Source organism: Hymenobacter guriensis, assembly GCF_015773195.1.
Lineage (GTDB): Bacteria > Bacteroidota > Bacteroidia > Cytophagales > Hymenobacteraceae > Hymenobacter > Hymenobacter guriensis.
This window is the reverse complement of sequence record NZ_JADWYK010000004.1, coordinates 172937-193634: the sequence shown is the minus strand read 5'-3', so window position 1 is coordinate 193634 and position 20698 is coordinate 172937. Positions and strand designations below refer to the sequence as shown.

Sequence of the window (20698 nt, the reverse complement as noted above, 5' to 3'; positions counted from 1 at the left end):
TCCCCACATCAGCACATTAACTAAGCCAGCCCTTCCGGTAGAAGTAGATGAGCTGGCCGCAAACAACGACGAGTAGCACGCCCAGCAGCACGGGGTAGCCCAGCGGGTGATAAAGCTCTGGCATGTTGAGTGGGTTTATGCCGCCGTGCGGGTTTTCGCGCTGGAAGTTCATGCCATAAAGGCCTACCACAAAGCTCAGCGGGATGAAGATGGAGCTGATGATGGTCAGCACTTTCATCACCTCGTTCATGCGGTTGCTTTGGTCGGAAAGGTAGAGCTCCACCAGGCTGTTGACGGATTCCTTGTAGCTCTCGGCCAGGTCCAAGGTCTGGATGGCGTGGTCGTAACAGTCCCGGAAGTACGTTTTCATTTCCTCGGACACCACATCCTCGGGCATGCGCAGAATTTCCGTGATTTTGTCGCGCTCCGGATACACCAGCCTACGGAAGCGCACAATGTCTTTCTTGATCTGCAGGATGCGGCCCAGCAGGCGACGGTCGGCGCGCTTGGAGCGGAAAATTAGCTCCTCCAGGTGCTCGATGTAGTCGCCGATGGCGGCCATGGTGGGGAAGTAGTGGTCGAGCACTACATCGGTGAGGGTGTAAGCCAGGTACAGGGGCGGGCGTCGCATGATCTGGCTGCGGCCCGAGCGGATGCGGTGGCGCACGGCGTCGAGGCAGTCGTCGTAATCGTCCTGAAACGACAGTACATAGTTGGGGCCGGTAAACAAGCTCAGCTGGTCGTCTTCCACTTCCAGTTGGGAAGTGAAGTCCGTCATGCGCGATACCAGGAACAGGCGGCCGTTGTCCAGCTCCTCTACTTTGGCCCGCTGGTAGTCGCCCAGCACGTCCTCCATCTGCAGGGCTGGCAGGTTGAAATCCTGCATCAGGCGCTCCATGAGGCCCAGGTCGTTGTAGCCCCGCACGTCAATCCAGTGGCGCAGCTGCGGGTTATGCTGAAAGAAAGCCAGCAGCTCATCGTAGCTGTCGTACTCGCGCTCCACGAACTCGTCGGTATCGTAGGAAATCATGAACAGGCGCGGGGCCAGGGCTCCGGGATGAACTACGAGGGAGCCCGGGCGCTGGCCCACCACCTGCTCGCGGGCCTGCTGGGTGGCCTGCCGGTCGGAAACGTGGCTGCGCGGGGCGGTTTCGGATAAGTCGTCGGGCTCGGCGGCCACGGAAGAGGGCATCTGCGGGTCCATGCAGGCAAAAGGAAGAGAAGCTGGGCGTATGCTACGCAAATACGGCGGAAAAGTCGGGATGCTTTCGGCAGCCCGCAGCGGGTAGCCCGGGTTTGCCGTACTTTCGCGTGTTCTTGCCCTTGCTGCCCGTGTCCGATTTCTCTGCCCAGGATTTGCTGTTGCCCCTGCCCGGCCTCGCGGGCCGCTACCAGGTGCGGGTGCGGGCCGGGGCGCCGGCGGGGTCAGTGTTGCCGCTGGCGTTTGATATATACCTGTTCGGCCAGCCCGCACACCTGGCTTTGCAGCGCGGCGTGAAAAGCTGGCAGCTGTTTTACCTCGAAGACCAGCGTCGGCAGCGTACGGTGGCGCAGCTGCCCGTGGCAGAGGCAGGAGAGGAGCAGGCGTATAGTACGTATCAGGCACCTTTTGGCGGTGTGCAGATGGCCCCGGAGGTTTCGGCCCGCGTGCTGCTGGCGTTTCTGACGGCTGTGCACGCCCACCTGGCCACGCTCGGACTCGACAATATCCAGCTCAAATCCTTTCCCTTCGCCTACGACTCCGCTGCCAGCGCCCTGCAAACCCAGGCGCTGCTGCAGCTGGGCTACCGCATCCAGCAGTCCGAAATCAGCAGCCACTTGCCCCTGCACCGCGAGTTTGCAGCGGGCCTCTACCACGCCGAGTTGCTGCGGCTGCGCAAGTGCGAGCGGGCGGGCTTCGTGGTGGAGCAGGAGCCGCCCTGGCTGCTGTCGGCGGCGTACGACTTCTGGGAAAGCTGCCGCCGGGAAAAAGGCCACGCGCCGCTGTTGCCGCTGGAGCGCCTGCAGGAACTGTTTGTCCACTTCCCGGCGCGCCATTTCCTGTTTTCGGTGCGCGACGCTGAAGGCCAGTGGGCTGCCCTCATTCTGGCAGTTCAGGTCAGTGCCGATATACTCTACACGTTTTATTCCGGCAGTCGCAAAGCCTACGCCGACTACAGCCCCACGGTGCTGCTGCACCAGGGCCTGCACGAGTTCGGGCGCAACCAGGGCTACCGTATGCTGGATCTGGGCACCGCGTCGCTGGCCGATGGGCTGAACTTTCCGTTGCTGCAGTTCAAGCAGCACCTGGGAGCCGAGGCCAGTCTGAAACTGACATTTACGCGGTGAGGAAGCTACTATTCCGGCCGGTTGCCACCCACCCCGCCGTTTCTCTGGCATCCTGCCGCCTCTGCCTGCCATGACGCGCGCTTCTGTCTTCAGTCCTAAGACTTCAAAAGCCCGGTCTGGTGGGGCCGGCCACTTTCTGCGCGGCTCCCTGGGCGCGGGATTGGCTATTGGGGCCCGCACGGCGGGGGCGCTGCTGCTGGGCAAGCTGCTGGCCGTGTACGGCGGGCCGGGTGGCCTTACGCTGCTGGCCCACTTCCAGAACCTGATGGCCCTATTCACTACTCTGCCCAACGACGGAGTGCACGTAGGCTTCACCAAGTACGCCGCGCCGCTGCGGCCGGGCTCGGGGCGGTACCAAAGCTGGCTGGGCGCGGCTGTGGTACTGAACGGGGCCGCCCTGTTGGCCGGTGCCTTGGTGCTGGCCCTGGGCCTGGCGCCGCTGGTGGGCATGTTCCGGCCATCGGTGGCGTGGCTGGCGGGGTTTGGACTGGGCCTGGCCGGGCTGGTAGCCAACACCCTGCTCACGGCGGCGCTATTGGCCGCCGGCCGTCTGCGAGCCTACGTGGGGCTGACGGTGCTGCTGAGCGCCCTGAGCGTGGGGTCTGTGGCCCTGGCCCTTTACGCGCAGTGGCCGGTGGAAAACGTGCTGCTGACTTACCTGCTGGCGCAGGCGCTGGTGGTAGCGCCCACCGCCCTGGCGGCTCGGCGCGTGGGCATTCACTTGCCGGGGTGGGGGCGTGTCAGTAGGCCGGCACTGGCCGCAATGAGCCGCTTTCTGCTGATGGCCCTCAGCACGCTGGTGTTCGGCAAGGCAGTAGACTTTGCCCTGCGCGCCGTGCTGGTGCGGGAGTTTGGCCTAACCCAGACTGACCTGTGGCAGGCCGTTGTCAAGCTTTCCGATAACTACACTATGGTTTTCGCGGCCCTCATGAGCAGCGTCTACTACCCCCGGCTGGCGGCCTTCAGTGCCCAGCCTCAGGCCCAGGGCGCGTATGTGCGCTCTATTCTGCTCTTGCTGATGCCGGTGCTGGCGGCCGGGCTGGGGTTGCTGTACCTGGTGCGCAGCTGGCTGCTGCCGCTGCTTTTTGAGGAGCAGTTTGCCGCCGCCGGGTTTCTGCTGCCCCCGCAGCTGCTCGCCGACTGGGCCAGGTTCCTTACCTGGGTGCTGCTGTATCTGCTGGTAGCTCAGGCCCGGGTTGGGCGCTACGTGGCTGTACAAGCAGGCTCGGCGGTGCTGTACGCCGGGCTGCTGCTGGTTTGTTTGCCGCGCTACGGGCTGCTGGGGGCCCCCATTGCGCAGGCCGTGCGCTACGGCGTGCTGCTCCTGGCCTGCAGCCTGTATTTTCGTCGTACGCTTACTGCTTCTGTGCATGACTAACGACGCACCTTCGGTTCTGTCGGCTGTCCCGGAGTTGCCGCTGGTTACGGTCGTGGCTTTGTGCTATAACCACGCCCGCTTTCTGCGCCCGGCCCTGGATTCCATCCTCGTCCAGACGTATCCGCGCCTGGAGGTTATCCTGGTAGATGACGCCAGTACCGACGACAGCGCCACCATTCTGCGCGAGTATGCCAACGCTCACCCCAGCTGGCAACTGCTGCTTCTGCCGCGCAACGAAGGCAACTGTGCTGCTTTCAACCACGCCTTCCGCCGCAGCCAGGGCGAGTTCCTCATCGACTTCGCTACCGACGACGTGCTGCTGCCGGAGCGCATAGCCCGGCAGGTGGCCGTTTTTCAGCAGCTGCCGCCCAGCTACGGCCTCGTGTACTCCGATGCCGAGCACGTCGATGAGCAGGGGCACCATGTGGGCTACCACTACAAGCGCCCGCGGCCCGGGGTGCTGCTGCCCCGGCCGGCCGAGGGCTGGGTGTTTGCCGAGGTGCTGCGGCGCTACTTCATCAGTTCGCCCACGGTGCTGGTGCGCCGGGCCGTGCTGGCGGAGCTGGGCGGCTACGACGAAACCCTGACCTACGAGGACTTCGATTTCTGGGTGCGGGCGGCCCGCAACTGGCAGTTTCATTTTCAGGATGAAAAGACCACGCAAAAGCGCCTGCACCCCCAGGCCATGTCCCGGCGTGGCTACCGGCCCCATGATCCGTACCTGGCCTCCACTATCCGCATCTGTCGCAAAGCCCGGGCTTTGTGCCGCACCCCCGATGAGCAGGATGCCCTGGCGGTACGGGTGCGCTGGGAGCTGCGCCAGGCCGTGCGCTGGCGCAACTTTTCGGAGGCGCGCGAGCTATACGGCTTGCTGCGCGAGCTGCAGGCCGTGCGCCCCCTCGACTGGCTGCTAAGCCAGGCCGCCGGTATTGGCGCTTTGCTTTCTTCCTGATTCCCGATTCTTCGTTTGATCTTCGCCGCCATGTTTGCGCGCTGGCCCCGTTTCGTTCATTGTCTGGTGTTGCCGGCAGGGCTGCTGCTGGCCTCCGGCTGGGGGCTGGGTACTTACTTTGAAACCAGCGACGACCTGGCCATCATTCAGCTGGTGCGGGGCATCACGGCGGCAGTTCCGGTCAGCAACCTGCATTTTTATTTCCACGGTCTGGCAGCGGTGCTGGCTGTGCTCTGCCAGCAGTGGCCAGCCGTGCCCTGGTATGCCACGCTGCTTTTCGTCCTGCTGTACGGAGCCACCGCCCTGGCCTTTGCCGTCATCGATAAATTGCTGCGCGGGCGCGTACCTGCCTGGCAGATTACGCTGCTGCTGCTGCTGTTCTACAGCACGCTCTGGCTGGAGCATGCTATGTGGTTTCATTTTGGGCGGGTGGCAGTTTTGCTGGCGGGCAGCGGCCTGCTGTTTGCCGCGCAGCGCCCCACGCAGCGGTGGGCGCAAACGCTGGGGCTTTCGGCCTTCGGGCTAGCCTGGCTGATCTGGCCCGGCGCGGCCGATGTGGCCTTGCTGGCAGTGCTGCCGGGCCTATGGTGGCTGACCGGCCGCCGCGCCGCGCCCTTGATAGTTGCTGCCATTGCCTGGGCCGTTGTGGCCGGGCTGGCTCTGCACTTGTTGCGTCCCGCTTCCAGCCAAGCCTACCGCCAACTACACCAGCAGGCAACGGCCCTCAACGACTATCGACTCTACCGGCTGGCGCCAGCAAGCGCCACCGACAGCCTGGGCCTGCGCCTTGCCGCCAGCGGGATGTTGGGCGACTCGACGCTGGTAAATGAAGCCCTGTTCCGGCGTGCAGCCCATTTCGAGCCCACCTACTTTGGCCAGCACGTGGCTCCGGCCAAGCTGCAGGCCACGGTGTTCGGGCTGATTCGGGAGTATTTTCCGGCGCTGCTGGTGCTGGCTACGCTGGCGGCCTGGGTGCTGGCCCACGCCGATATGCGCGGCCGCCCGGGCTTCTGGCTGGCGTTGCTGGCCTGGGCTGGCCTGCTGCTGGGCCTGGGCACGCTTCTGCGGCTGCCGCCCCACCTGGCCCTGCCACTGCTCGACCTTCTCGTGCTCAGCGCGGTGGTGTTCGTGCTGCGCGACGAAATGGAGTCGGAGCGGCGGGCGGTGCGGGCCCTGCTGCTGGTGCTGGGCATTGCCGCGCTACCCTACACCGTGAAAACCCTGCGCCGCCACCAGCAGCTGCGCGCCGAGCAGCACCGGGGCCTGCAACAGCTTCGCCAGATGCGTCGCCATACCTACCCGGCCGCTGTGGTAGTGACAGATGTACTGGACGAGGCCTACAAGTCGCAGAGTCCGTGGGGGCGCCCCCGCCTGGGCGAAGGCGTAGGTTTTCTGTCGGTTACAGGATGGTATACGGCTGATCCTTCGCAGGCGCAACTGCGTAGGTACCTGACGGGCACCACGGATATGGTGCCGGCTTTGCGGCAGCTGGCCCGGCGCCGGGCGGCTGTGAAGTGGTATCTGACGCCCGCAACGGCCCGCCTGCTCAATCAACAGCTGGCACGGGATGGGCAGTCGGGTCAACAACCCTGGCAATTGGTAGCGCGGGAACGCACGGGGGCGGGAAGCTCCACAGTACCCCGGCTGTATTTCCCGACTGATAAACCCGTAGAATAGCGGTAAAAGCCAAAATTATGTAGGCGGGATTGCGCAGCTTTCCGCGTATGTGCTGAGATTGAATCAATACATTTGGCGTTCCATTGGCGTACGTCCTATTTTCCTCACACCCATGATTGCATCGCTCACTTCCCGTGGAGAGGTGCTGCAGTATCTCGAACCCTTCCTCAGGCAGAACCTTGGTTCTTTTCTGAAGAGCGTGGAGGATAGCTGGCAGCCCTCCGATTTCCTGCCTGACTCTCGCCTGGATACCTTTTTCGATGAGGTGAAACAGTTGCGCGAACGGGCCAAAGACCTGAGCTATGATTTGCTGGCAGTACTCATCGGCGACACCATCACCGAAGAAGCGCTGCCCAACTACGAAGCCTGGTTTCATCAGCTCGACGACCTGGGGCGTGACCCCAACAACGGCTGGGCCCAGTGGATCCGCGGCTGGACGGCCGAGGAAAACCGCCACGGCGACTTGCTCAACCGCTACCTCTACCTTTCCGGCCGCGTGAACATGCGCGAGTTCGAAATCAGCACGCAGTACCTCATTGCTGATGGCTTCGACCTGGGCACAGCCCACGACCCGTATCGGGCCTTCGTGTACACGAGTTACCAGGAAACCGCTACCAACCTCTCGCACCGCCGGGTGGGCACGCTGGCCCGTAAAGTAGGGGAGGACCAGCTCAGCAAAATCTGCGGCATGATTGCCGGCGACGAAACCCGCCACGCCCGCGTCTACAAAACCTTTGTGGAGAAAATCTTTGAAGTGGACCCCAGCGAGATGATGCTGGCTTTTGAGGATATGATGCGCAAGAAAATTGTGATGCCGGCTCACTACATGCGCGAACTGGGCGTGGATATGGGCAAAACCTTCGGCCACTTCACCGATGCTGCCCAGCGCCTGGGCGTGTACACCAGCCAGGACTACACCGACATCCTCGAAACCCTCATCAAGGACTGGAAAATCGACCAGATTTCGAACCTGAACGGCGCGGCCGAAAAAGCCCGCGAGTACATCATGGCCCTGCCCAACCGCCTGCGCCGCGTAGCCGACCGTATGCCGGTGCCCAAGCTGGAGTACAAGTTCAAGTGGATTGAGTAGCTTCCCGGGCACTTATCACCAAAAAGCCCCCGCAACAGTGTGTTGCGGGGGCTTTTCTTGTTTGCAGTAGACCGGAGTACTACTGTTAGGGGTTCATTGTCCACTTGCCGTCGGCTCCCAGCTTGTAGGTAACCGTGCGCGTGCTGCCCGCGGCCGACGTGCCGGCTGCGTCGGTGCCTGTGGTCGTGGAAGTGGTAGCAGTACCGGAGGTAGCGCCCGTTACTGGAAAAGTGCGGGTGAGCGTGCCGTTGCTGAGCGTGTAAGTGTCGCTACCAGCGTAGCCGGTGGCGGCAGCACCGGTAATCTGGCCGGGCGAGCTGATGGGCGTATAGCCCCGGTCGCCAAACTCGTAGCCGTAGAAGCCGCCGTTGGCAGAGGTAGCGTCGGTGAAGATGTAGACTTCCGGCTTGCCGTTCCCGTTCAGGTCGCCCGATACAGCGTCGCGCACGGTGCCTTTAATAGGAACCCGCACGGGGTCGGTAGTGAGGCCGGCGCCCCGGTAGGAGCGGATGGTTACTTGCTGCTGGTCGCCCTCGCCGGTGGCGCGGATATCAAAGCGTGCATCGCCCTGGGTTACCTCGCGGCTGAAGCCCACGACATCAGAACCAGTGCTTTCGACCGTGGCGGCGGCGGAGTTGTTGCTCTCTCCCACGGTGCGCGACGAGTCGCAGGACGTGGCAGCCAGTAGCGAAACGCCCAATAAGGTTAAAACAGGTGTTTTCATGGATCTTAGGGAGAAATGTAGTGTTGAAAGCAGGGTGAGTTTGCAGAAATGAAACCGCAGTTACGGGCAGCTCAGTTGTAGAAAGTGCCCATACTGCGCACAAAAAGCCGAGGCTTCTGAGGTCTATGACCTTCGAGGCGGCCGACAAACTGTGCATGCCATACGGGATAGGCAAATAATAGTTTCTATATAGCTTTTTCTGCAGGTTAGCGTGCGGCTGTGCTGAAGGCCACTTGGCGAAAGGTGGCAATGCCTTCCAGCAGCTGATAGCGGATAGTGCGCTTGCCGCTGCTCGGGCAGCAATTGGCATCGGCCTCCGAGTAGACCGGAAAGGTGCGCAGCAGCTCCTGACCTTCCACCCGAAAATCGTCGTGGCCCTGGTAGCCGGCAGCAGCGGCACCGGCCAGCGCCGGCAGTGTTATGGCCCGGCGGCCCTGATTCATGAACTCGTAGCCTACCAACTGTCCGTAGGAGCCGGTGCCGGCATCACTCACAAACACCAGTAGTTCGGGGTACTTGTCGTCGTTGAGGTTGGTGACCACGGCGTCGGCCACGCTGCCATCGAGTATTTGCGTGGTGGTGGTCAGCTCCCGGCCGCCTTTCTCTGCCCGCACGCTGAGCTGACGGCTGGAGCCCTCGCCAGTGGTCTGCACCAGGAAGCGCAGGTCGTCGGCGGCCAGCTCCTTGCGAAAGGAAACGGGCGTGGCAGGGGCGGCGGCCGGACTGCTCTGGCTGATTTCGGGCGTGCTTTCGATGGTGGAACGCTGCGAGTCGCAGCCGGCCAGCAAGGCCAGCAGCAGGCCGGCCGGCGCGAGGCGGAAAGAAAAGAGCATAAAGGCGGAGGTAGAGCGGAACATACCTCGTCTACCGTGCCGCTTGCGCCGGGGTTGCGTTAGGCCACAATCTGCACGCCTTTCCAGAACGCCACCCGCCCTTTTATCTGCTGGGCAGCCTCCTTGGGCTCGGCATAATACCAGGCCGCGTCTTTGTTTAGCTCCCCATTCACGCGCAGGGAGTAGTAGCTGGCGCGGCCTTTCCAGGGGCAGGTAGTGCCGGCAATGCTGTCCTCAAAATATTCGCGCTTGATGGCATCGGCCGGGAAATAGTGGTTGTTTTCTACCACTACGGTATCGTTGCTTTCTGCTACTACAGTATTGTTCCAGATGGCTTTCATGGGTAGTTGGTGATGGAGGTAGTGGTGAATGGAGGCATAGCCAGCCATATGCTCACAAGGAGAGCTTTTACCTCATCACAACTAAAAGCCGCCCCGGGTTGTTCTAAGGGCTCATTCCCCAGATTATGTCCGTAGGCTTTCGTTTCCGGGATTTCACGCCCGAGGAGTCGCCCGAGAAAGGCTTCGACTCCCTCTTCAAACTATTCATGCAGCTCGTCACCATCACCAGTGGCGACGTGGCCGAGTCCTTGTCGTGGCTGAATGAGCTGGACAAGCAGTACGGCCTCACCGACAACGAGTACGGCATGGGCGACTTCATCGAAGACCTGAAAAAGAAGGGCTATATCGATGAGAACCCGCAGGAGCCGGGGGCGTTCAACATCACGGCCAAGAGTGAGCAGAACATCCGTCGCTCGGCCCTGGAGGAAATCTTTGGCAAGCTCAAGAAATCGGGCACGGGCAACCACCGCACGCCCCACACCGGCCAGGGCGACGAGCAAAGCACCGACATGCGCGAGTTTCGCTTTGGCGACTCGCTCGACCAGATTTCCATGACCGAGAGCATCCGCAACGCCCAGCTCAATCACGGCCTGGGCTCGGGTGAGTTCATGCTCACGGAAGGCGACCTGCAGGTGCGCGAGAACGAGCACAAGTCGCAGACCAGCACGGTGCTCATGATTGACATTTCGCACTCCATGATCTTGTACGGGGAGGACCGCATCACGCCGGCCAAAAAGGTGGCTATGGCCCTAGCCGAGCTGGTGAAACAGAAGTACCCCAAGGATTTTCTCGACGTCATCGTGTTCGGCAACGACGCCTGGCAGATTGAGGTGAAGGACTTGCCCTACCTGCAGGTGGGGCCTTACCATACCAACACCGTGGCCGGCCTGGAGCTGGCCCTAGACCTGCTGCGCAAGCGCAAAACGGCCAACAAGCAGATCTTCATGATTACCGACGGCAAGCCCACCTGCCTGAAGGAGCCCACCGGCTACTATAAAAACTCATTTGGGCTGGACCGCAAAGTGGTGAACAAAACCCTGAACCTGGCCGCCGCCGCCCGCCGCCTCAAGGTGCCCATCACCACCTTCATGATTGCCGACGACCCGTACCTGCGCCGCTTTGTGGAGGAATTCACGGAGGTAAACCAGGGCAAGGCCTATTATTCCTCGCTGAAGGGCCTGGGGCACATGATTTTTGAGGACTACAAGCGCAACCGCCGCAAGTCGTTGTAGACGCCGGCAATATGCGTAACTACCGCTGTAGGGTGCGGGGCTTGTCCCGCCCGTCGTTGCTGGTCATTCAACGGCGGGCGGGGGACAAGCCCCGCACCCTACTTTCTGATGTCTCCTATCTGCTTTGCATAGAAAAGATTAGCTGAAAAGCCGCCGAAGGTTCGTTACTTCGGCGGCTTTTTGTGTCTCCTGCACTTATGAAACGTTTATACTATCTGCTCTTACTGGTGTGCGGTTGCACAACCGTACGCCCCGCCGCCGTTACCACCGCCCCAGAACCTGCGCTGCCTACCACGGCCATTGTGCGCGGCACTATTCGCAACGCTGTGCCCAACGATACGGTGCGGCTCTGGCGCAAAGTGGCCGACCAGCCCCAACGCACGCAGTTGAAGTTTCCGGTGGCTGCCGATGGCTCGTTTGAAATGCGCCTGACGGGCCTCAATGAGGCGCTAGACGCGCAGCTGGCCGTTGGCAATGGCCTCACGGTGTACATCAGCCCCGGCGACTCGCTCACGCTTACTGCCGACCGGAAGGACCTGCTGGAAACCCTGCGCTTCCAGGGGCGCGGTGCCCACGTCAACAACTACCTCACCCAGGCCCAGCGCCACTTCGACTATGACTTCGGGAACCTGCCCGAAAACCAGCACGGTGCGGCTACCCCCACAGAGTTTGTGCAGTTTGCCGATGCTTACCGTCAGCGCCAGCTAGATACGCTGGCGGCCTGGCAGGCCAAAGCGCCGCTACCCGCCGAGTTTGTGGCGTTGCGCCGGCAGCTGCTCGACCTGCAGCGGGGCTTATCCATCCTGCGCTACGCCGGCAACCAGAAGGGGCAGAAGCAGCAGGAACCCGAGCTGCCGGCCGGCTATTTCGATTTCCTGAAAACCATACCGCTGCCGGCCGAAGGTATGTGGGCTGTTCGGCCAGTTTTTATGCAGACATTGGCCTTTTTCCACGGAGCCTACAGCTATATGTTTTTGCTGCCGCCTTCGGGCCAACTGGCCGCGGCGCCGGGCCTCGCGGATAAGCTGTACGCACGGGCCACGGCCGACCTGGGCGAAACCGTTCTGCGCGACCAGGTGATAGGGGAGTTGCTGATGGGCCAGCTCTACGACCATCCAACCACTACTCGGGAGGCCGTGGGCGCCGTGCTGCCCACCTACTTTGCCCGAGCCCAGGATTCGATGTACGTGCGGAGTGTGCGCCAAGCCTGGCAGGCTACGGCGGGCCTGCAAACCGGCCAGCCCGCCCCCGCGTTCAGCCTGCGCAACACCCAGGGAAAGACCGTAAATCTGGCCGAATTCAAAGGCAAGGTTATCTACCTTGATTTCTGGTACAGCAGTTGCCGCCCTTGTCTGGCCGAAGCTCCTGCGGCTGAGAAGCTCAAGAAACAGTTCCTGGGCCGCGACGTGGTGTTTCTCTACATTTCCGTGGACCGCAAGGCCGAGGAGTGGCAGCAAACCATCCGCAAGTTTGCCCTGGCCAGTTCCAACAGCGTGCACCTGCTCGACCCCGGTGCGGCCAAAGCTGCCTCGGCCTACGGCGTAAGCAGTTTCCCCAGCTATTGGGTAATCGGCCGCGACGGGCGTATCTGGCGCGGGGCTGCTCCCCGGCCTTCGTCTGGCCCGGAAGTGGTGGCCGTGCTGGAAAAGGCGCTGGCTGTTAAAAGGTGACACGTAACAGGTGACACGTCGTCATTGCGAGCATGTGGCGTATCAAGCCAGTGTCGAAGCAATCCGCCCTGTACACGACTAGGCCCGTTTTGCAGCCAGAAAGCTCTTACTCGATGTGCACGGGTAAAGGCTTTTCACTTCTCAGGGCTTTGTGCCTTGTTCAGGACGGATTATTTCGTCGTGCCTCTTCACAATGACTACGTTCTACCTGTTACTTGTCACCTGTTACTTGTCACACGTCACCCCAACAGAAAACGGCGGCCCCCTCTTCCACCAGAAGGGCCGCCGTTTCTGTATCCGTGACGTGTGGTTTTTCCCTAACGCGTAGCCACGGAGGCTGTTGCCCCGAAGGGGGGAATGTTGTGTTTGATGGCTGGTACTGTCTGCAGATATGCGTAAATAGCCTTGGCCTCATTTTCCTCCATCAGGGAGAACTTAGGCATGGGGGCATTCAATGGACCGTGGGGCGAGAGGCCGAACCGCACCGCCCGAACAAATTGGGCTTCCGTCCAGTCGCCGATACCGGTTTCCGGATCGGGGGTGATATTCCGACTAAGGATGGGTTGGCCCTTGGGCGTGGTTAGCTCGTTGCCGCCACCCATGTAGCCTTCCGACTTTTCGGGCTCAAAGTCGTTGTTGGTTTTAAAGTCTTTGCTGTGGCAGTCGTAGCATTTGTAGCGGCCCACCACCAGGTAGCGCCCGTAGGCTATGGCATCGGTGGTAGGGGGAGCTATTACCGGCGCAGTAGGCAGGGGCGTGGGCTTCATCACCGTGTTGGTCAGGGCCTTCAGCAGAAGGGAGGGCTCCTGCTCATGCGAAGGCGCAGGATTGGCCTGCACCTGGGCATCGGAGGAGTGGAGGTAGGCAATGACGCTGTACACATCCTCATCCGACATATGCACGAAGTTGGGCATTAGCCGGTGGCGCCCGTCGCGGCCGATGCTGGTGCGCAGCATGCCCACCAGCTCCGCGTCGGTCCAGGCGCCGATGCCGTGGGCCTTATCCTGGGTGATGTTGGCCGAGTACACCTTCCCGAAGGCCACCGGCATATCATCCAGGGGCTTACCCGTCAGGGCGCCGGTAGCCTGGTTCCGGTGACAGTCGGCGCACATGGAGTTTACGATTTTCTGGCCCTGGGCCACCCGCACCGGCGTGTAGTCAATTTTGGCCACCAAGGGCTTCGGTGGGTCGTAGGAAGGAACGCCGCGCACGCTCACGAAAGCCGCCGCGCAGGCCACCAGAAACAGCACCCCGGCTACCGTGAAGCCCAGAATGCGAAAGATTTTTTTCATAGCTCGAAAAGAGGAAGGAGGGCGGAGGTAACAGAAGCAAAAGTAGCGGCAGCCGGTATGCGAGTCACTCGCATAATGATGTGAGCAGCAGTGCTAGCTGCCAACGAACTGCCCCGCATCAGCGGCAGTAGCGGCCAGCAGCAGGACCGGCTTGCGCGGGGCCACTGGCTGCCGCGACTTGAAGAAAGCCGGCTCCACCAGCCGATGCGGCTGGGGGCGGTAGGCGGCCGGCTCAACGGGCGCTACCGGCTGGGCCCGCATGCGGGGAAACTGATAGCGCGGCATCCCACGCAGGCTGGCAAACATAGCGGCGTAGGCCGCCAGAAACAGCGCGGCGGCTAACCCATAGCCAACCAGTAAGCAAAACGTTTTCATAGCAGTGGAGAGTAGAGGCGTGAAGTGCTGCAAAGGTAGCCGGCTGCTACACGCGTGTCACTCGCATAAGCATGTGATGGGCAGCTCCTAACGCCACGCGGGCACCCCCGAAACCGAGGGTGCCCGCGTAAGTGAATGCTACTGTGAGGTGTGCCCGGCGCGCTGCTTTAGAGCGGTTTCGTAGTCAGAATACGGCCAGCCTGAGTAGGGGTGGGGCTTGTCCCCGCCCGTCGTTGGACGATGCCCGCCCAGGCGGCGCAACAGGCGGCCGGAGACAAGCCCCACCCCTACATCCACCACTATTCAGCCACTCCGAATCTGCTTTAGAACGTCCTGTGTCGACAATCGGACGCCGGATGAAGCATGACGGCTGTCATAACCCGTGCACCGCAAATGGACTTTACCGGGCGGCTATGGTGCCTTTATCCTCGGGCGTGGCGTTCCGGAGCTTGGGTACCGACTGCAGGTAAGCGAAAAGGGCCTTCACTTCCTCGTCCGTCAGCTGGGAGTACTTGGGCATGGGGTAGTTCAGCGGACCGTGGGGCGACATCCCGAACTTGATAGCTTGCGCGAATTGGGCCTCTGTCCAGTCGCCCAGGCCGGTTTCGGCGTCTGAGGTGAGGTTGCGCGATACTACTTCCTGCCCCTGCAGGTTCAGCAGCTTGTTGCCCCCGCCCAGGTAGCCTTCCGATTTTTCGGGCTCCAGGGGGTTGTTGCTCTTGAAATCCTTGCTATGGCACTCGTAGCACTTGTAGCGGCCCACTACCAGGTAGCGGCCATAGCCCAGCGCATCAGTGGGAGCGGGGGCTACCACGGCGGCCGTGGGCAGGGGCGTGGGCTTCATCACGGTATTGGAAAGGGCCTTTAGCAGAAAAGACGGCTCCTGCCCGTGCGAGGGCGTGGGGTTGGGCTGGGTCAGGGCATTGTCGGAGCGCAGGAAAGCAATAACGCTCTGCACGTCCTCATCCGACATGAGCGCGAAGCTGGGCATAATCACCCGGTAGCGCCCGTCGCGGCCGATGCCGGTGCGCAGTAGCGTGGTCAGCTCGGCGTCAGTCCAGGCCCCAATGCCGTGCTGCGGGTCGCGGGTGATATTAGCCGAGTACACCGCGCCGAAGTCCGGCGTCAGGTCACGCAGCTTCTGACCCGAGAGGGTGTTGGTTTCAGGGTTGCGGTGGCAGTCGGCGCAGGTAGCCAGCACGATTTTTTCGCCCAGGGCCACGCGTTCCGGGGTAGCAGCCAGGGTCGGGGCCGCCGGGGCTTTCGGCAGCTCGTACGAAGGAATGCCCCGCGCCTGCACAAACATTGCAAACCCGGCCACGGCCAACACCACCACGGCCACCAGCGCGCCGAGAAATTTGAATAGTTTTTTCATAAAAACGGAAAAGGAAGAGTATTAGCAAGTATAGATATTTTGTTGGTGTATAGTCAAGCTTCTATACAGCACTTCAATCGGGATACTACTGAAAACGAAATTTTTACAGTGGTTGACCGATGACTGTAGCCGCATCATTCCACGCCCGGACAAAAAGCCGGAGCACAAACGGTCAAGGAAAAGGGCAACCCGTGAGTTGCCCTTTTCCTTGACCTCTGGCCTAGTGGGGCCTTACGAGTGCTTGCGCAGTACTTTGAATTCCGGATGGCCCTTTACGCCCGCGTTTTTCGCCGTTTCCACAAACTCTGGGTCGGAGCTAAACTGCTGCAGGGCTTCGGCACTGGGAGCTTCCCCGTGGATGGTCACCATGTTGGGATTATCGTGGGCCTGGTATACCCCGTGAATTTTCAAGCCGTGCTTTTCGCGGTGCGGTGCGGCAGCATCGAAGCCCTGCTTCCAGGTCGCGAAATCCTCCACCTCGTGCGAGGCAAGGGTGTGGATGGAGTCATTGTTTGCCATAGGGAATTTGGGAGATGAGGTAAGAAAGGTTGAGAAAACGATGAGCAGGAATATAGCCTTATTTCTTTGAGAGTAAGGTAAGTTGCCTGACCAAACAAGTGGGTTTTTCTTCCTGGCTTGGTATGTCGCATCTTCTGTAAAGGCATAGTGATACTTGAGGCATAATGCTTTCTTGCACAATGGATAGCGTGTATAGGAGAGCCACCTGCTTGCGTCTTGTTGCCTGCCTCGCCTGCTGTTCAACACCGAAACACAAGTGAGCATCTTTAAACCGTTCGTGATATGGCTATAGCATGCAGCGTTTGTCTTACCGTTGCAAACCAGCCCTTGCACGGCCCTTCTGAACCTCCGGGTACCTTTCCCGGTTATCTAACCCAGGAAGCTCCTTTCCCTTACCTATCTCGATGAACCACGACACTATCCGCACCCTGGGTGCCCTGAAGCAGTCCGGCTACCAGCCCCGTAGCGTGAAGCAGGAACTGCGCGACAACCTTATTCACAAACTCCGCTCGAAAGAAGACGTGTTTCCCGGCATCTTCGGCTACGAAGAAACCGTGATACCGGAGCTGCAGCGCGCCATCCTGGCCGGGCACCACATCAACCTGCTGGGCCTGCGCGGGCAGGCCAAAACCCGCATTGCCCGCCTGCTGGTGGGCTTGCTCGATGAGTACGTACCCGTCGTAGAAGGCTCCGAGCTCAACGACGACCCCCTGCAGCCGCTGTCGGTGTTTGCCAAGAACCTAATTGAGGAGCGCGGCGACGATACGCCCATCAGCTGGCTGCACCGCGACGACCGGTACACCGAGAAGCTGGCCACGCCCGACGTATCGGTGGCCGACCTTATCGGCGACGCCGACCCCATCAAAGCGGCCACGCTCAAGCTGCCGTACTCCGATGAGCGGGTAATTCACTTCGGTTTGATTCCGCGGGCCCACCGGGGCATTTTCGTCATCAACGAGCTGCCCGACCTGCAGGCCCGCATTCAGGTGTCCCTGTTCAATATTCTGCAGGAAGGCGACATCCAGATCCGGGGCTTCAAGGTGCGGCTGCCGCTGGATATCCAGTTCGTGTTCACGGCCAACCCCGAGGACTACACCAACCGCGGCTCCATCGTGACCCCGCTCAAGGACCGCATCGACGCCCAGATCATCACCCACTACCCCAAGACGCTCGAAATCGGTAAGCGCATCACCAAGCAGGAGGCCCGCATCCGCGAGGAGCAGCGCGGCCTGGTGACCACCAACGAAGTGGTGCACGACCTGGTGGAGCAGATTGCCATTGAGGCCCGCTCCTCGGAGTACGTGGACGCCAAGTCGGGCGTGTCGGCCCGCCTCACCATCTCGGCCTACGAGCAGGTCATTGCCGGGGCCGAGCGCCGCGCCCTCATCAACGGCGAAACCAAAACCTACGTGCGTGTGGGTGACTTTATCTCAGCCGTGCCGGCCGTTACAGGCAAGGTGGAGCTGGTGTACGAGGGCGAGCAGGAAGGCGCGGGCATCGTAGCCGAGAAGCTCATGGGCAAGGCCATCCGCACCCAGTTCCTGCAGTACTTCCCCGACCCCGAGAAAGCCAAAAAGCAAAAGGACAAGCCCAACCCCTACAAGCCCGTGCAGGACTGGTTTGGCTCCCGCACCATCGACCTGCTGCACGACGCTTCCGACGAGGACTACCAGAAAGTGCTGGGCGTGGTACCTGGCCTGCGCGAGCTGGTGCAGCAAAGCGTGCCCGCCGAGCTAACCCAGGAAAACACCGCCTTCTGGATGGAGTTTGCCCTCCACGGCATGGCCGAAATGAGCCTCATTTCGCGCAACCGCCTCGCCGCCGGCGCCCAGTTCAAGGATTTGCTCAGCAGCATGTTCACCATGCCCAACTTCGGCGGCGACGATGACGACGATGACGAGGACTACCAGTCCTCGAAAAAGCGCAAGCGGAAGTAGCCCAATTCCACGCCTCTCGCTTCGAAAAGAAGAGAGAGAGAGTCATACAGCTTACCCAAAAAGCCCCGCGTACCAGCTGGTACGCGGGGCTTTTTGGGTAAGCTGTGTACCTTCGCTCAACTAGCAAGCCAGCAGATCATGATAAGCCGCCAAGAGTTTCCTTACCTCCAGCAACTCGTCATCAATGACGCCTATGCAGTGAAGAATTTGAGTATACCGGTGTTCGAACAGGGTAAGGATTTTAAGCATCTTATTCTGACAGGTAAAAACGGGTCGGGTAAGACGACGGTGTTATTAGGTATAAAAGCTCAAATCGAAGCGTCGAAAATTGAGCGTACAACATCACAGAATCTTATGAATAGATATAAAAGTTGGATTAAAAGTCATCCACAGGACAGTCGTGTAAATGGAGAATGGGCAGAAGGAATAAGGAAGCTGAGTATTGTATCTACTAAATATTATTCTATTAGTAAAGAAGCAACTAATGATATACCAACAGAATTAACGGAATATTTATTTGCGTTTTATCATGCATCTCGTCAAACAAGGGTCACATCTGTTACTTCTGTTACTCGAGAAGATGCTATTGAAAAGCAAATAACAGATTTAAGTAATAAGCAAAATTCAGAATCACTTTTCAAGCAATACTTAGTCAATAAAAAAGTCTTCCAAGTCTTCGATGTGATGGAGGGGAAAAGTGAAGAGGCCAAGCAGCAGGAGCGCTTCTTTGCAGTATTCGAGAAAACCCTCGCCAACATATTCGAAGACCCCGGCACCAAGCTGGAATTCGTGAGGGAAAACTTCGAGTTCTACATCAACCTCTCCGATGGCCGGCGCTTCACCTTTAACCAGCTTTCGGCCGGATTCTCCGCGTTCCTGAGCATCCTGACGGAGCTGCTCATGCGCACCGACCTGCTGCGAAAACAGGCCAACGATTACACCTACGACCCCTGTGGCTTCGTGCTTATAGATGAGCCCGAAACCCACCTGCACCTGGAAATGCAGTATCAGATTCTGCCGCTGCTCACCAGTCTGTTTCCCAATCTGCAGTTCATTGTCGCTACCCACTCGCCGGCCGTGGCCTCCAGCATTACGGGGGCTACCGTGTTCGACTTAAGTAGTGGAGAAGTGCTGGGCGATACGGCCGCTGGCAGCAGCTTTTCGGATTTGATGCAAACTCACTTTGGGGTTGAAAATGAATATTCCAACGTGGCGGATGACATAATTAAAGATATTAAGCGCATTGTGAAACTACCTGATAAGGTACATGCCCGGCAGGAGCTATTGAAATTATTAGAGGCAAAAGGCAAATACATGTCGGCCGGGCTTCGACTGGAAATTGAAACGCAGCTGATCGGATTAGAATAGAGTAATAATATGATACGCATTGACCGGCCGTCTACTGTTCCAACTTCACTTTCTACGCCTGCTGTTCGGCAATACATCCAAGATATAATTGCTTATAAAGCAGACTCGTCACTTCCTGAGCCGAAAAAGCCCGGTAGTTATCGAACGGCCGATTTGTTGGAGGCATTCGATACCTATTTCTACCGCAAATGCTATCTGACGGAAGAACGCTTTGAAAGCTCGTACGAAATGGATGTAGACCACTTCGAGCCAGCCAACCAGAACCCGGCTCGGGTGTATGACTGGAACAACTTATACCCAGCCGCCCACAAGGCGAACATGATGCGCCCCCGCCGCTTGCCGCCGGGTGGGTTGCTCGATCCTTGCACGGACGATGTGGAAACCGATATCATTTACTCGCTAGAAGCAATGGGAGAGGAGCCTGGGTTCAAAGCCCGGGATGCTGCCAATCAACGGGCTGTCAACACCGCGCAGTTGCTGAATGAATTGCACAACGGCAAACCGGGCAATTCTGAGTCGAATAATAACACCCGCGAACTGCGCCGCGCCATTGAGCGCAAATACAAAATGGTTCAGGAAGCCTGGGCACGTTATCGAGACGCGGAAGCCGACAATGACCTGCAGGATATAGCCAGCGCTGAAACCGCCCTGCGGGCTTTGCTTTCCCGTCGCGCCTCCTTTACCATGCTCATGCGCTCGTTGCCGTTCGTGCGCAAACGAATACCCGCACATCTGCTGGATTAGCCGCTGGAGCTACTGCTGCTGCGTCAGGGCTACATCTTCTGGCTGATACCTTACTGAGTAGTGTAGGAAAAGCGGGAGAAATATTTTTGATTCCTACAAAATTTGTAGGAATCAAAAATATTTCTCCCGCTTTTCCTACACCTTGCGTTATGCCCCGCTCGCCCAAATACACCAATTCCCTCCTGTCGCAAATTCGTGCCTACTACGGCCTGTCTCAGCACGCGCTGGCTGAATACTTGGGCATAGCCTTGTCGCAGGTGAGCCACCTCGAAGCCGGGCGGCGGCAACCCTCCCTGGCCGTCCTCGACGCCTTGGCCCCGCTCACCCAGCACATGACGGCCCCGCAAGCCCCGCCCGACCCCGACGCCACCCCGCCCGCCGGCCCCCTGGACGCGGCCCCGCTGGAAGCCCGCCGCCGCCACTGCCGCTGGCGGGCCGCCAACCTGCGCCGGGAGCTGGAGCCCCTGGCCGCCCAGGCCACCGTGGCGGCGCGCTGGGCCGGCGCCCTGCCCGGTTTGCTGGCCGGCCTGCCGCCCGCCGACCCGCTCACCCCGCCCGCGCCCGATGCCTCCCCGGCCGGGCGGGCCGCGTACCAGCAGTGGTTTCGGCGGGTGTGGCTGGAAGCTCAGGCCCCCGCGCTAAGCCCCGAGGCGCTGGCCCACTAGCACCTGCTGCGCCTGCGCCTGGCTTCCCTGGAAGCCGAGGCCGCTGCCCTAGATGCCCTGCTGGCCCCCGCCGAAAAAAAATAGCCTCCGCAGGGTTGCGCCTATATACCCGTATTTTTATATTGACCGTGCTATTCCCCAGGACCGGCCCCCGCGCAATCCGTCGCTGAGGCCGCGCCCGGCAAAGACACCGCTGCC

At 60.3% G+C, this 20698-nt stretch carries 19 protein-coding genes; 11 read left to right on the top strand and 8 right to left on the bottom strand.

The window, feature by feature from the left end; genetic code table 11:
• Positions 1–16 precede the first annotated feature (16 nt).
• On the bottom strand, positions 17–1204 hold the full coding sequence (gene corA / locus I5L79_RS08855; RefSeq protein WP_196954678.1) for a magnesium/cobalt transporter CorA: 1188 nt from the start codon (positions 1202–1204) through the stop codon (positions 17–19).
• Between the two features lie 128 nt (positions 1205–1332).
• Here corA and I5L79_RS08850 point away from each other — a divergent pair, with 128 nt between their 5' ends.
• The 5 genes from I5L79_RS08850 (at position 1333) to I5L79_RS08830 (ending at position 7425) form a co-directional block, all read left to right on the top strand.
• Complete coding sequence (locus tag I5L79_RS08850; RefSeq protein ID WP_196954677.1) at positions 1333–2328, top strand: GNAT family N-acetyltransferase; 996 nt, start codon at positions 1333–1335, stop codon at positions 2326–2328.
• A 70-nt stretch (positions 2329–2398) separates the two neighbouring features.
• Positions 2399–3706 (top strand): MATE family efflux transporter, encoded by a 1308-nt coding sequence (locus I5L79_RS08845; RefSeq protein WP_196954676.1) that lies wholly within the window; start codon positions 2399–2401, stop codon positions 3704–3706.
• The gene (locus I5L79_RS08840; protein WP_196954675.1) at positions 3699–4658 is read left to right on the top strand and encodes a glycosyltransferase family 2 protein; all 960 of its coding nucleotides are present in this window, start codon (positions 3699–3701) and stop codon (positions 4656–4658) included. Before I5L79_RS08845 ends, I5L79_RS08840 begins: the two co-directional genes overlap by 8 nt.
• 30 nt (positions 4659–4688) lie before the next feature.
• Entirely contained in the window at positions 4689–6335 is a 1647-nt protein-coding gene (locus tag I5L79_RS08835) for a hypothetical protein (RefSeq protein WP_196954674.1), read from the top strand.
• A 112-nt stretch (positions 6336–6447) separates the two neighbouring features.
• Positions 6448–7425: an acyl-ACP desaturase gene (locus tag I5L79_RS08830; protein WP_196954673.1), complete on the top strand. Its 978-nt coding sequence runs from the start codon at positions 6448–6450 to the stop codon at positions 7423–7425.
• 85 nt (positions 7426–7510) lie between these two features.
• Here the strand turns inward: I5L79_RS08830 and I5L79_RS08825 are convergent, their stop codons facing one another.
• From I5L79_RS08825 to I5L79_RS08815, 3 genes are all read right to left on the bottom strand, one after another.
• Positions 7511–8149, bottom strand: a complete 639-nt coding sequence (locus tag I5L79_RS08825; protein WP_196954672.1) for a hypothetical protein — start codon at positions 8147–8149, stop codon at positions 7511–7513.
• Between the two features lie 206 nt (positions 8150–8355).
• The gene (locus I5L79_RS08820) at positions 8356–8982 is read right to left on the bottom strand and encodes a hypothetical protein (RefSeq protein WP_196954671.1); all 627 of its coding nucleotides are present in this window, start codon (positions 8980–8982) and stop codon (positions 8356–8358) included.
• A 59-nt stretch (positions 8983–9041) separates the two neighbouring features.
• Positions 9042–9323 carry a DUF427 domain-containing protein gene (locus I5L79_RS08815; protein ID WP_196954670.1) on the bottom strand — a complete coding sequence of 94 codons (282 nt, stop codon included), beginning with the start codon at positions 9321–9323 and terminating at the stop codon, positions 9042–9044.
• 125 nt (positions 9324–9448) lie between these two features.
• On the opposite strand from I5L79_RS08815, the gene I5L79_RS08810 reads away from it, so the two are divergent.
• Both I5L79_RS08810 and I5L79_RS08805 read left to right on the top strand, forming a co-directional pair.
• Positions 9449–10555 carry a vWA domain-containing protein gene (locus I5L79_RS08810; protein ID WP_196954669.1) on the top strand — a complete coding sequence of 369 codons (1107 nt, stop codon included), beginning with the start codon at positions 9449–9451 and terminating at the stop codon, positions 10553–10555.
• Between the two features lie 197 nt (positions 10556–10752).
• On the top strand, positions 10753–12225 hold the full coding sequence (locus I5L79_RS08805; RefSeq protein ID WP_196954668.1) for a TlpA family protein disulfide reductase: 1473 nt from the start codon (positions 10753–10755) through the stop codon (positions 12223–12225).
• A 317-nt stretch (positions 12226–12542) separates the two neighbouring features.
• On the opposite strand, the gene I5L79_RS08800 is transcribed toward I5L79_RS08805, so the two are convergent.
• From I5L79_RS08800 to I5L79_RS08785, 4 genes are all read right to left on the bottom strand, one after another.
• A complete protein-coding gene (locus tag I5L79_RS08800; RefSeq protein ID WP_196954667.1) occupies positions 12543–13517 on the bottom strand; it encodes a c-type cytochrome in 975 nt (324 codons plus the stop codon).
• A 93-nt stretch (positions 13518–13610) separates the two neighbouring features.
• Positions 13611–13892 (bottom strand): hypothetical protein, encoded by a 282-nt coding sequence (locus I5L79_RS08795; protein WP_196954666.1) that lies wholly within the window; start codon positions 13890–13892, stop codon positions 13611–13613.
• Positions 13893–14292: 400 nt separating this feature from the next.
• A complete protein-coding gene (locus I5L79_RS08790) occupies positions 14293–15267 on the bottom strand; it encodes a c-type cytochrome (RefSeq protein ID WP_196954665.1) in 975 nt (324 codons plus the stop codon).
• Between the two features lie 231 nt (positions 15268–15498).
• Positions 15499–15786 carry a hypothetical protein gene (locus tag I5L79_RS08785; protein WP_196954664.1) on the bottom strand — a complete coding sequence of 96 codons (288 nt, stop codon included), beginning with the start codon at positions 15784–15786 and terminating at the stop codon, positions 15499–15501.
• Positions 15787–16190: 404 nt separating this feature from the next.
• On the opposite strand from I5L79_RS08785, the gene I5L79_RS08780 reads away from it, so the two are divergent.
• The 4 genes from I5L79_RS08780 to I5L79_RS08765 all read left to right on the top strand — a co-directional run bounded on the left by I5L79_RS08780 (position 16191) and on the right by I5L79_RS08765 (position 20500).
• A complete protein-coding gene (locus tag I5L79_RS08780) occupies positions 16191–17723 on the top strand; it encodes a sigma 54-interacting transcriptional regulator (protein ID WP_196954663.1) in 1533 nt (510 codons plus the stop codon).
• 138 nt (positions 17724–17861) lie between these two features.
• Positions 17862–19091: an AAA family ATPase gene (locus tag I5L79_RS08775; protein ID WP_196954662.1), complete on the top strand. Its 1230-nt coding sequence runs from the start codon at positions 17862–17864 to the stop codon at positions 19089–19091.
• A 9-nt stretch (positions 19092–19100) separates the two neighbouring features.
• Positions 19101–19835, top strand: a complete 735-nt coding sequence (locus I5L79_RS08770; protein WP_196954661.1) for an HNH endonuclease family protein — start codon at positions 19101–19103, stop codon at positions 19833–19835.
• Positions 19836–19984: 149 nt separating this feature from the next.
• Positions 19985–20500 carry a helix-turn-helix domain-containing protein gene (locus tag I5L79_RS08765; RefSeq protein ID WP_196954660.1) on the top strand — a complete coding sequence of 172 codons (516 nt, stop codon included), beginning with the start codon at positions 19985–19987 and terminating at the stop codon, positions 20498–20500.
• Positions 20501–20698: the final 198 nt, after the last annotated feature.